General features: G+C 57.6%; 18 protein-coding genes. 2 read left to right on the top strand and 16 right to left on the bottom strand.

Annotated elements, in window-relative coordinates; translation table 11 throughout:
- From FU672_RS12065 to FU672_RS11995, 15 genes are all read right to left on the bottom strand, one after another.
- Positions 1-531 (bottom strand): phage tail protein I, encoded by a 531-nt coding sequence (locus FU672_RS12065; protein WP_063144858.1) that lies wholly within the window; start codon positions 529-531, stop codon positions 1-3.
- Positions 524-1432, bottom strand: coding sequence for a baseplate assembly protein (locus FU672_RS12060; protein WP_148243407.1), 909 nt, complete (start codon positions 1430-1432; stop codon positions 524-526). Before FU672_RS12060 ends, FU672_RS12065 begins: the two co-directional genes overlap by 8 nt.
- A 5-nt stretch (positions 1433-1437) precedes the next feature.
- Entirely contained in the window at positions 1438-1788 is a 351-nt protein-coding gene (locus FU672_RS12055) for a GPW/gp25 family protein (RefSeq protein ID WP_148243406.1), read from the bottom strand.
- Complete coding sequence (locus tag FU672_RS12050) at positions 1785-2426, bottom strand: phage baseplate assembly protein V (RefSeq protein ID WP_032645069.1); 642 nt, start codon at positions 2424-2426, stop codon at positions 1785-1787. The genes FU672_RS12055 and FU672_RS12050 overlap by 4 nt, the downstream gene beginning before the upstream one ends.
- Positions 2427-2538: 112 nt before the next feature.
- Positions 2539-3006 (bottom strand): phage tail protein, encoded by a 468-nt coding sequence (locus FU672_RS12045; RefSeq protein WP_148243405.1) that lies wholly within the window; start codon positions 3004-3006, stop codon positions 2539-2541.
- Positions 2969-3214, bottom strand: a complete 246-nt coding sequence (gene lysC / locus FU672_RS24985; protein WP_229226321.1) for an Rz1-like lysis system protein LysC — start codon at positions 3212-3214, stop codon at positions 2969-2971. Before lysC ends, FU672_RS12045 begins: the two co-directional genes overlap by 38 nt.
- On the bottom strand, positions 3102-3527 hold the full coding sequence (gene lysB, locus FU672_RS25110; protein WP_148243404.1) for an Rz-like lysis system protein LysB: 426 nt from the start codon (positions 3525-3527) through the stop codon (positions 3102-3104). Before lysB ends, lysC begins: the two co-directional genes overlap by 113 nt.
- Complete coding sequence (locus FU672_RS12030; RefSeq protein ID WP_148243403.1) at positions 3524-4033, bottom strand: lysozyme; 510 nt, start codon at positions 4031-4033, stop codon at positions 3524-3526. The genes lysB and FU672_RS12030 overlap by 4 nt, the downstream gene beginning before the upstream one ends.
- Positions 4017-4238: a phage holin family protein gene (locus FU672_RS12025; protein WP_023309247.1), complete on the bottom strand. Its 222-nt coding sequence runs from the start codon at positions 4236-4238 to the stop codon at positions 4017-4019. The genes FU672_RS12030 and FU672_RS12025 overlap by 17 nt, the downstream gene beginning before the upstream one ends.
- Positions 4229-4432, bottom strand: coding sequence for a tail protein X (locus FU672_RS12020; RefSeq protein WP_023309248.1), 204 nt, complete (start codon positions 4430-4432; stop codon positions 4229-4231). Before FU672_RS12020 ends, FU672_RS12025 begins: the two co-directional genes overlap by 10 nt.
- Before the next feature lie 179 nt (positions 4433-4611).
- A complete protein-coding gene (locus tag FU672_RS12015) occupies positions 4612-5052 on the bottom strand; it encodes a DinI-like family protein (RefSeq protein WP_063144865.1) in 441 nt (146 codons plus the stop codon).
- Positions 5053-5161: 109 nt separating this feature from the next.
- Positions 5162-7351: a replication endonuclease gene (locus tag FU672_RS12010; protein ID WP_148243402.1), complete on the bottom strand. Its 2190-nt coding sequence runs from the start codon at positions 7349-7351 to the stop codon at positions 5162-5164.
- Position 7352: 1 nt separating this feature from the next.
- Complete coding sequence (locus tag FU672_RS12005; RefSeq protein WP_148243401.1) at positions 7353-7574, bottom strand: TraR/DksA family transcriptional regulator; 222 nt, start codon at positions 7572-7574, stop codon at positions 7353-7355.
- Positions 7574-7801, bottom strand: coding sequence for a DUF2732 family protein (locus tag FU672_RS12000; protein ID WP_023309252.1), 228 nt, complete (start codon positions 7799-7801; stop codon positions 7574-7576). The genes FU672_RS12005 and FU672_RS12000 overlap by 1 nt, the downstream gene beginning before the upstream one ends.
- A gap of 68 nt (positions 7802-7869) precedes the next feature.
- Positions 7870-8208: a DUF5347 domain-containing protein gene (locus FU672_RS11995; RefSeq protein ID WP_148243400.1), complete on the bottom strand. Its 339-nt coding sequence runs from the start codon at positions 8206-8208 to the stop codon at positions 7870-7872.
- Between the two features lie 227 nt (positions 8209-8435).
- On the opposite strand from FU672_RS11995, the gene FU672_RS11990 reads away from it, so the two are divergent.
- Together FU672_RS11990 and FU672_RS11985 are read left to right on the top strand one after the other, a co-directional pair.
- The gene (locus FU672_RS11990) at positions 8436-9011 is read left to right on the top strand and encodes a phage repressor protein CI (RefSeq protein WP_148243399.1); all 576 of its coding nucleotides are present in this window, start codon (positions 8436-8438) and stop codon (positions 9009-9011) included.
- Between the two features lie 282 nt (positions 9012-9293).
- A complete protein-coding gene (locus FU672_RS11985) occupies positions 9294-10463 on the top strand; it encodes a coiled-coil domain-containing protein (RefSeq protein WP_148243398.1) in 1170 nt (389 codons plus the stop codon).
- On the opposite strand, the gene FU672_RS11980 is transcribed toward FU672_RS11985, so the two are convergent.
- Complete coding sequence (locus FU672_RS11980; RefSeq protein WP_148243397.1) at positions 10464-11228, bottom strand: siderophore-interacting protein; 765 nt, start codon at positions 11226-11228, stop codon at positions 10464-10466.
- Between the last annotated feature and the right edge of the window lie 52 nt (positions 11229-11280).

The raw sequence follows: 11280 nt of genomic DNA, 5'->3' as shown, positions 1-11280 counted from the left end.
TTATCCGGGATAAACCGTGATGATGTCGCCGTCATAGCTCAGGGCGCCGGTATAGAGATAACCCGGAATGTCCTGGATGATATTCAGGCCAATAAGGTGGCGGCTGGCAGGCTTTGCATCAGCAATAAGCCTCTCCATTTCGTAATACATTTCCTCGGTGATGCCCGTGTCCAACACGCCGATATCAAGGCGGAAGGTGCCGGGCGGATCGTTGGTTTGCCACCACTCGGTGACGTTAATCAGATAGCCGAGCGGCTCCACCACGCGACGCACGGCGCCAATCGTTCCCTTGTGGGCATGAATAAACCACGCCGCGCGGATCACATCCCGTTTGGTGGCCTCCGGCCAGTTTTCATCCCAGCGGTCAACCGAAAACGCCCACGCCAGCCAGGGCAGCAGATTCGCCGGGCAGGTGTCCGCACTCCAGAGATGGCGCAGCGGAACGGGCGTATTTTCGATGTCCGCACAGGCGCGCGCCGCCGCCACTTCAAGCGGCGACGAGCCAACCGGTAGAAGACGGGTATTACTCATCGTTCCCCCCCACGATTACGCTGTAGTGGCTGCACCATGAGGCCTGAGTTTCATCAAGCACGATATCAGCCGGGGGTGCGGTCAGCTCCACTCGCTGCACTCCTTCAACGTGAAGGGCGGCATAAATGGCAGACTTGCGGATATCGCGTCCAAGCCGATGCTGGGCCGTGATATAGGCCTGTAACCGGGCCCTTGCCGCGTTGAGTACCGGCTCACTTTCGGGACCGGGAAAAAGGAAAAGCGATGCTTCAATGCTGTAGTCAACTATTTTGGCCGACTGGACGGTGACGCGGTCGGCGACGGGCCTGACGTCCTCATCGTTCAGCGCATTGCGAACAACGGCGAGCAGTTCCTCAGACGCCACACCGTTAGTCTCCCGGGAGAGCACGGAGACCGTGACGTTCGCCGGCTGTGGGCTAATTACAGAAATGTCCGCGACCCGACCATCTGCGCTGCGGCCATGGAACTGATACGCCCCTGTTGAACCGGCCACGCTCAGCCCTTCCGGCGCTTGCTGGATCCGCAGACGAAAATCGGTATCGGACTCCATCACAGCCGGCGTGGGCGGGAACGTGGTGTCATCGGCAGGGGTAATGACCAGACGCTGAAGGTTAGCGTTTGCCCCAATCTGGTCCAGATCGCGGCCTGCTGCATAGGCCAACATAACCGCACGCGCAGCCTCATTAACCCGCTGGCGCCAGATAACTTCCCGGTAAGCGTTCTCCTGCAGCAGCTTCACAATCGGCTCAGATTCCAGCGTCAGCGTCCGTGCAATCGCTTCTCGCTCCTCTTCCGGGTAGAGGGAGACAAAGGTGGCCTTTCGTTCTGCCAACAGCGTTTCATAATCCACCTCCTCCACGACATCAGGCGCGGCGAGCTGGCTCAGATCAACAATAGCCATAGCGTTTAACTCAGTGAAATGGTGATAGAAAAGGATTGTCCGGAGGTCGGGCGCGTGCCGGTGATATCGACATACAACGTCCCGTCATTCTCCGAACGTTCGAAAGTGATGGACGTCAGGCTTATCCGCGGCTCCCATTGCTGGATGGCGGAATAGCATGCGGCCATGATTTGCAGGCGCAGCGCCGGACTCTGCGGCCTGTCGATCATCGCCGCCAGCAGCGAGCCGTAATCCCGCCGCATGACCCGCGATCCGATCGGCGTAACCAGAATGTCGCGCACGCTTTGCCGGATGTGTTCAGCCTCTGAAATGCTAAGCCCGGTCTGCCTGTTCATCCCCCTGTAACGCACCGTCATTGTGTCCCCTTAGTCCAGCTTCCGCCGCTTTGCACACTGCCGTGCGCGTGGTTGTCCACCTGCACCCCGTTGGAGGTGAATTTACCGCCGGAGTGCTCAATGTTTCCGGCCATCACGCCGCCCTTCTGCACTTCAAGAGAGGCGGTAATTAACCTGTTGGTACACACCACTTCAGGCGTATCCAGCGTGATGCGGGAGGTTGACGTCACCCGCACCTCCGGCACGGTGGCGGTCAGCGATTCAGAGGCGGTAATATCGGCCGTTTTAATGCCAGCAACCGTCAGCGCCCCGCGCCCGGGTTCGTACTCGATCACCGCGCCGTCAGGGAACGAGACGTGGAAGGCATCAGGTGACCCGGACGGTGCCGGATGGTCGTCAGAGAAAATACCGGGCAGCACAAAGGCGGTATCAAGCTCACCGCCAATGGCCAGCAGCAGCACCTGCTCTCCCTCGGAAGGGGCCCACCACACGCGCGAACGTCCCGCACGACAGGTTAGCCAGTTCAGCCAGGTGGTTTTCATCCCGCCGGTCTGGACACGACAAAGCCCTCTGTTGAGGTCAACATCGGTCACAACACCGATACGAATCAGATTGCGGATCGCGCGAGCGATACCGTTCATGGAAGTTAATGTATTCATGAGAAGAGAATGCCGTTCAGGAAGAACGGCAGCAACGAGACGGGGTTTTCTGCGGGATGATACAACAAGCGGTCCAGACAGCAGGTGGCAGGCGGCCTTCAGCGCGGGGAACTTAGTCCTCCCACTGGCTGACCAGCTCGCCGTTGACGTACAGCGCTTTCGGACGCGTGACGGGCTCCGGCAGCGGCGGCTCGGGGGAATACGTCGCGTGCAGAGCGCCCTGCTCCTGGGAAACAAGAATGCGCTCGGTTAATTGCACACTGATGGTGATATCCATCGTATCGTCATCGTTTAAGACGATCGCGAAGGTGTAACCGTTTTTGCGTCCTTCATCGAGGGTAAAAATATCCGGCTGGTTTTCCCGAAGCCAGGCCAGTACCGGGACGAACAATCCCTCGCTGTCGCCGGTGAAACCGCTGACCTTCGCGTTCAGCGCATACCGCTTTTCAAAGGAGAGCGAGGAGGCCAGTCGGGCGTCAATATTGCCGCCTCCGACCGACATCTGCAGGCGCTCCGGGTTGGCATTGAGTTGGGGGATCGCGTCAATTAATGCCTGACGCAGGCTCTTGAGTTTGTGCATCGAGTTTATCCTGACAGTCTTTGATGGTTTCAACCTGCAGCGCGCAGGCGATAAGGGCGTATTCCAGCCTGCGAATATCCGCGCTGAGATCGCCGTTAGTGGCGGGTTCGCTTCCCGGCATCGGACAGCGGCTCACCTTGGGGCAGGCGTTGTAAACAATGGGCTGCGGAGGCGCAGGCGGTGCGGGTGTGCAACCTGCGGACAGCATCAGGCAGCTGAGCGGTATACCAGCGGCGTAACGCTTCATTTTCATTGAGTAATCTCCCGATAGTCGCTTCCCGTCTTGCCCTCTCCTCGCCCGCAGTAACAAGTTCCTCACGGAGCCTGACCTGGGCGTTTTCATTTGCTCTGGCCATCCGCTGCGACAGAGACAACTGATGGTTAAGCGTGGCGAGGGCCGTTTTTTGCTCGCTGGCGACCCGGTTGGCCGTGGCTAAGGAACGGGACAGGTTCAGGTTGTCATGGCGAAGCCACAGCGTGATGGCCAGCAGTCCGGCCAGCGCCAGCATGAGGGTTCTCATGGCAGCCCCTTCATGCACCAGGCCTTCTCGCGGACGCGACGATTTTCCAGCCCGGCATTTTTGACGCCGTTGACGTACACCCAGCGGGTAAGCTGCCCGCATGCCTGCGACCACTGTTTACGTTTGATAAAGGACACCAGAGTTGAACGGCAGGCGGCGCCTGTGCCGACATTAAACGTAAAACTCACCAGCGCGTCATAGACCCGGGGAGGCATCTCCACCGGCGCACACGCTGCCAGACGCCGCTCAACATTGAGCACATCAGCGACCAGGTTTACCGCAGACTCACGCTCGGTAATGTCCCGCGTCGGCACAACGTTTGCCGTGTGGCCAATGCCTGAGGTCCATACGCCAGCGCTACACCGGTAGGGCGAGAGGCGACATCCTTCGAGATCGGCAATCAACGCCAACCCCTCAGGGGACGTTTTCAGTAATCGAAAGTCAGGCATCAGCACCGCCAGGGCCAGCACGCCGACGACGCTGCAACGCTTAATGATTGAGTTCACGAATGCTCTTCTTATCGAGGCCCAGAGACTGGAGATAGCGCCAGGTTTTTCGCTTAAACCAATAATTCGTCAGCGCGGTAAAAATGGCGCAAAGACTCCCCACATACAGCGCGACTTTTTCAGGAGACATCGCCCCGAACCAGGCCAGCGCCACGGCCAGCCAGTAGGCGATAACCGTGGTGATTTTCTCCAGGCTCAGTCCCATAGGTTTACGGATTCTTTTGTGGGGGCGCTATTCACCTCCGGCATCTCTACCGGCGTGCCGTGAGGCAAGATAACGCCTAACTCGGCGAGGCCAGGATTGGCCTTCAGAACGGCTTCAACGACGCCAGCCGTGCGCCCATAAAAGCGGGCGCAAACGGCATCAAGCGTGTCCCCCTGCATTGCATAGATTTTCATCAGACGCTCCCAACATCCGGTTTCCAGGTACCGTAGAGTTTCCCGGGCCAGCAGGCTTTTCGCTATCGCTGACAGATGGACAATCGCGGGCACAACAGATCGTCCGCGAGCAGCGAAGCGTGGTTCAACGGAAGCGCAAAATTTGAATGAGGGTGTTGGTACGGGTGATGACGCCGGGGCTAGCGCCAGCTCTCGTCTTCCCAGACTTCCCGGAGAATAGCGTCCAGCATTTCGCGATCGGCCTCTTTTTCTAGCCCCTGGAGCTCGACCCCCGTCACCGATCCTATTTTCACGTTCACCCGCGATGACGGAAACAGGGATCGTATTCTGCGGGTCAGTTCGCACTGAAAGGCCTCAACGACGGCATGGCCAATCTGCTGATCTTTATCGAGCGTAATGTTCACCCGAACGTTGCCCTCTTTTTTGATTCGTTCCGGAACAGGCGATGCTGAGAAAACAACGGTAAATGCGTTGTTCTTGATTAAATTTCCCCGCGCAATCTCAGCTATCAAATTCAGGGCAATCTCACGATCTCTTTCCTGACACGTTCCTTCTGTCGTCAGTCGCGCAATCAGCTCGACTCGTTCAATCATGACCTGCTCGTTCAACTCTCTGTCCACACAACCTCCACCACGAGATACTGTATAAACATACAGTAGCACGTATTCATAAAAAGAGTGAAGCGAAAAATCAGAACCCTTCACGGTATGTACATGATATGGATGGAGATTAGCGGGCTCTCTGAGCGAAGAGATCCGTTAAATACCCAATACGTTCAAGGATTTTCCGCGCCTTTTGCTGGTAAGAGCAGGGTGCCGGAAATAGCGATCCGTCGGCTGCGCCTCTGCACCATTTATCGTTAAAACGGCTGATGCCTCCCGCCATAAGATGCAGGGCTTCTCCCCGACTGATGGCTATCCCGGTGACGAGCCGTATCTCATCGATCACCTTCTCCGGAACCCCGTTCTGCGGGTCGCTCGCGAAGACGATGGGCGACGACGCGCCAGGGCGGATGAATTTGATGCGTTCGGTTAACGCCCGTCTCGCACGTCGGCTGAGGGGTTGAGAAAGATCGGTCTGCGTACAGTTATTGACAGAACTCCGAGAGGATACAGGCGCGTCCTGAAGATCCGCGGCCCGCTTCGGCACAATTTTCCACTGCGTGAGTCGGGTTAAAATTGGGCTGCCCGCGCCAACGGCAGAATCGTACACGCCGCGGATGCGGACCGTTTCCTCGCCGTACTGGTTAAACCCGGCGCGCAGCTCATACAGGGTGCGCACCTGTAAATCATCGCGACGCACAAACGGCCCGCCCTGCGCAGTGACGTAACCCGCCCAGTCCCCGGCGTCGGCAGCCTCATGGACGGCGGCAAACTCAACGCTCAGACCGCGCGCGGCTTCGGGATCCGCCAGACGTCGCAGCTCGCGGTAGACCGTTACCGGCGCGCCGCCGATAAACTGAAACTGGCGAATGTGCCAGCGCCCTGCCCAGGCCGACACGACGGACGCCGTCTCTTTCAGCAGCCCGCCGCTTTCGTTATCGGTCTCGCCATCGAGCGCATAGCCGTCGATATTCTTTGAGATGTATTTGGCAATATAGCCGGTAGCACTGCCTTTCTGCGGATCGATCGCGTCCGCGTGAAAGCGCGCCTGTCTGGCGCTTTCGCTCTGCAGCTCAACGGCATCCTCCTGCCGGGCGTAGTCCCCGATAATCTGGCGAACGCATTCGACATCTTCCGGCAGCATAAACATCAGCATATGCCAGTGGGGTGTACCGTCATGATGGGGTTCCGCAACGCGGATACCGAAAATACGAATCCCATTACGGTGGAGCTTTGCGCGGATACGCGCCCACAGCCGGGTCAGGTAGCCTTGCGTATCCGCCGGACTGGCCCCGTTCCACTTCGCGTTGGGATAACCTGATTTCAGCGTCGCGTGATGCTGCGCAGGCGCGGTTAAGGTATAGAACTCGCCCACATAGCCCAGCGCCTCACAGATATTTTCAAACCCGCGGATGCGGGTCATCAGTTCACAGCGACGTATCGCCGGGTTGGCCACCGAACTATCGAATTTTTCAATTAAGCTGATGCGGTTGCCCTCTTCATCTTCCAGCTCCATGCCCTTGAGAAATTCGCGGGTGCGGCGCTTTTGCTCGCGCCACTCGGTCACACAGCGTTTGCTCGCATACGCCGTTCTCTGTTTGCTGACGTTGCCGAGGGCAATCTGCAAATGCTCGCGCCAGGTAGCCGCGACCCGACGCAGACGCCCGCGCCACCACGCCTCGGAAAACATGCGGATCACCGCCGCAGCAACGTCATCTTTGTCGAAAAACGTCTTCGACACCCGCTCCCAGTGCGGAGGTGACACGTTGAACTGTCGGGCGATCAGCCCGGCGCGTTGATACCAGACGTACAGCGTCTGGTATTCACCCATCTCAGCATCCTTAATATTCGCCAGCTCGCCGCGAATAAAGCTGGCGATATCTGCGGCCAGCAGGTCGATATCCGCGCGTGACATATCCGGAAGGCGGTTATAGCGGGCAACCAGTCCGACCATGCGCGAGGCGAGGTATTGCAGAAGCTGAGTGTCGAAATGGCCGTCAAACACAGCCCTGGAGACCTCGTCGTGCAGGCCTGTGCAGGCATAGCGTTCAGAGACCCGCCGCAGGCGGGGTAACATCCTTTTGCAGAATCGGATCAAAAAGGCGTTGGCCTGCGGGCTGCCCCGATGCTGTTCGAGGGCGTCAACCGTGCGCCAGACCTCGAAGCGTACACAGTCAGGCTGCTGTGAGAGAGCAATTCTTGCCTGCTGCAGCGCCGCGAAAAGGCGTTCGCGGCGCTGCTGTTGGGCATGGGTGAGATAAGGGCTGACAATGGCCGACCGGGGAGCATTCCACGGATAAGCAAATGACGTCGCCAACTTATCCTCCCCGGACGTGTTTATTTTTCATCTCTGCGATCTCCTGGCAGGTTACGCACAGGGCCACGCCGGGCACCGCCATTCGGCGCGCCTCCGGTATCGGGGCCTCGCAGTCCTCGCAGAGGAAACACGAAGGCGATGCGGATCGTCTGCGGGCGCGATTAATGTACCGCTCTCTGTCCTCCTGCTCGCGTGCCTGCGCAAGATCGATAAAATCGGCCATCAGTGCAGCTCCTGTGATTCCCGCTCGTAGCGGGCCGCCTCGTGGCACAACAGTTCGGCAACGTCTTCTCCGCTCATGCCGGTTTTGTAGATATGGCTCGCCAGCGCCTCCAGGCGCAGGGAGACCGCGAGGGCTCGCGCGCATCGTTCCTCTGTTTTTGCTTCCGCCAGCAGACGTTTTAGTTCTTCACTTCCGATCGGATAAGGGCGGTTTTCACTGTTTCGCATCACGCATTCTCCATAAATTCAGGCAATAGGGTGCCCGGCGGGTTTACGCCATTAGGTTTTTGGTTGGGTTATATCGGCATGGTCAGCCGTTCAGGAAATAAACTCACGACAGCACGAAAATGGTTCATGGCGTTAATCAGCGCCCTTTTCTCTTCAGTCGTCAGCTCGCTGATATCGCACTCATGACGGGCGACGGGCAATCTCGCCAGGAAAAAGATGGCGGCCAGCGCCCTGCTGTTCTCCTCAAAACAGGGATCGCGCTTGTCGCGCATTTCAGCCATAAACCGCGTCAGCTCTTTTCCGCTATCGCTCCCGTATCGGGCGCGCAGTTCAGCGACGTGGTTAAGCCCGTTAAGACGCGCTCCCACGCTAAGTGGAACCCTTGCACGGGCAGCTTCTATCGCCATATCTCCCCTCGCATAAATTCACGCACGCTAGTGTGCTGAAAACGGGCACAGCACGGCTTTTTCCACCGTTTGAGGATTGCGATTTCAGAAGCCATGCTGCATGATTCCCATTTTGATAAGGTCTGCAATCATTAGCCTCTGTTTGCCAACGTCTGCCGCTGATTGCCCGAATTTGTAATGATACTAATGCCCAATTGGGTATTAGTAAACACCCAAAGGAATATATTTTGATTTTAGATTCTCAAGTGAATAATGAAGAGTTACTCGATAGAATCTGTCAGGTATATGGTTTCACGCAGAAAATTCAGCTGGCCCGGCACTTTAATATCGCCGCCAGTTCGCTTCAGAACCGCTACGCGCGCGGTACCATCTCTTACGACTTTGCGGTTCAGTGTGCGCTGGACACCGGCGCTAGCCTTCGCTGGCTGATGACCGGACAAGGTGCGCAGTTTGAAGGTCACCCCGCGCCGGGCGATCCCGTTTCGGTTTCCACATTCACACTCAGTGATGGAAGGCTGGAAGAAAATACTATTTTGAGTATTGACGCTACTTTCTTTAGCAAACCGCTGGCGCGCGGCATCGCCGTCCGGGCGGAGGGAAAGCTGCACTTTATTGAAAAAGACGCATCGTTAACCGACGGCCTGTGGCTGGTTGAGATTGAAGGCACCGCCAGCATCCGCGACCTAACGCTGCTGCCGGGTAAAAAACTCCATGTGGCGGGCGGCAAAGTTCCGTTTGAATGCGGTATCGACGAGATAAAAACGGTGGGTCGCGTGGTGGGGATTTACAGCGAGGTTAGCTGAGGGCTGGTCGGAAACATTCGCCACCAAAGGTGGGGTACTTGCTTTCAGATAGGCCACGGTAAAACCTGTGGCAGGTGAAGAAGAGGATCGGCGCACATTAACAGGGCTAGTGAACGTATGGTATGTCGCTCTATCGGGTTTACCCCATAATGAGAGCACCACACATCAACTCACTAAAGAAATCCCCCATCGCGCCGATCATCATCCGTGTGTATTATTTCCTGTAGCTTTTACAACAACTAACCTTAACTCAAATACTTAAGCGCCAAAGCGAAAGGCATCATGAGCACACCGATCAAACGGCTAGAAATCATTAAAAATGCCATTGAACTGGAAGATGACGACATCATCCAGAGCCAGCTGACACGCCTGAAAAATGAAGCGTTTGACGATGAGCTACAGGCAATCGTCGTGGCGCTTGAGGAGAAGAACTACACCGCCGCCATCCGGGCCATCACCGCCTGGCTGCAGGGCCAGCGCGCCGTTACCCCGTGGCGCGATCCGCAGGTGGCCGCCAGCAAGCTGGAGCTGAAGGCGCTGGAAGAGCGTCTGCGCGATCTGATTGATCGCCGCAACGCCCGGGTGCAGCAGCTTGATGAGTTCAACGATCTCTATTTCTCACGCCTCGGGCCGCTGATGCAGCAGATCCTCGGCCTGCGTAAAACGCTGGCAGAGCTCAACCTGCGTCGTCAGCAGGCGGAGGCGCATCGTCGCGAGGAAGATTACCGTCGCTGCCAGCGCTATATGGCGCAGGCGGTAGAGGTGCTGGCGACGCTCACCCAGCGCTGGCGCGATCTCCCTGCCGACTCCGTACAGGCCGCTGAGGCACGTAAGCATCTGGAACAGCAAAGCAATTTGATTGCCAACCTGCTGGCCGAAGCGCTGGAGCTGGAGAGCGGCTTAACACGCGAAGAGGAGCCTGCGCGTCAGGCACGCGACGAAGCCAACGAAGAATACGAGAAGTATCGCGAGCAGCATCACGATGCCGAAGTACGGCTACGCAAGGGCAAGGATCTTTCGGAAGAGGATCAGAACGAGCTCAAGCGTCTCTGGCGGCAGGCGAGCAAGCTCTGCCACCCGGACCTGGTGGCGGACGATCTCAAAGAGGAAGCTAACGCGATGATGGTACAGCTCAACCAGGCGAAGCAGCGTGGTGACGTTAAAACCATTCGCTCACTGGTGGCCCGCCTGCAGCAGGGCTTTGAGCCATTGATGGCAAGCGACAGGCTGAACGATCTGGAACGTATCCGCAAAAAAATGGCGCAGGTCCGCGAGCAGATCGACATTTTAGTGAACGAACTGGCGGAACTGGAGAAAGAGGAGTCCTGGCTGCTGGTCTCGTCGCTGAACAATATGGAAGCTTACTTCGCTCAGCAGGAGAAAGCGCTGCACGAGGTCCGCGCCTCGCTCGAACATCAGGTGAACGAAGCGCAGCTCGATTCCGCAGCCTGATTATTTAGCGTGCCAGTATGCGCTGGCACGCACCAGCTGTTGATCAATCGCGTCGGTTTCAAACTGGCGGCTCAGGCTTTTCACCACCTTCCCTTCCCCGGTCAGCCAGATAAAGTAATCCTCCGCCGGAACGGTCAACGTTGCCAGATGGTCCGCCACCGCCTGCGCGTTGTGGCCTACAACCCAGGTGATGTTGAACCCGCTCAGGTGTGCCAGATAGTCCTTATAAGATTCGTCTCCAACCGTCACTACCGCATGAACCTCCGGGCGAACCGGCAGTTTTGCAATGCCCTCTAAGCGTCGGCGCAGCGCGGGCATGCCGGATTCATCACACACGTACAGCTGCCAGGCGTAATCCTCCGGCACCACCAGCGAACCTCGCGGGCCGCCAATGGTCAGCCTGTCCCCCGCTTTCGCCTCGACCGCCCAGCGGCTGGCAATGCCGCCGTCATGAATGAAGAAATCGAGTACCAGTTCATGATTTACCTCGTCATACAGCGGCGTATAGTCGCGCGCCTGAGGACGTACACCATCGCCCCAGTCGATGCCTTCATCGGTGACCACCGGCGGCACAAACACCGCCCCAGGGGCCGGGAAAAAGACTTTTGTATGGTCGTCGAAACCGCGGGAGCTAAAGCCCTCCAGCGCCTCGCCGCCTAAAACAATGCGCTGGAAACCCGCGCTAGTGCGTTCAACGCGGAGCACGGTCAGCTCGCGAAAGCGCAGGTCATTACGAACACGCTGTGGGTAACGGGTAGATGCCATTTGTAGCCCCTTCTCTGGTGAATACGATATATCTAAATCAATTTTCAAATGA

The organism is Enterobacter asburiae (assembly GCF_008080435.1).
Lineage (GTDB): Bacteria > Pseudomonadota > Gammaproteobacteria > Enterobacterales > Enterobacteriaceae > Enterobacter > Enterobacter asburiae_C.
Note: the sequence above shows the minus strand (reverse complement) of the source record. Positions and strands in the feature narration are given on the sequence as shown.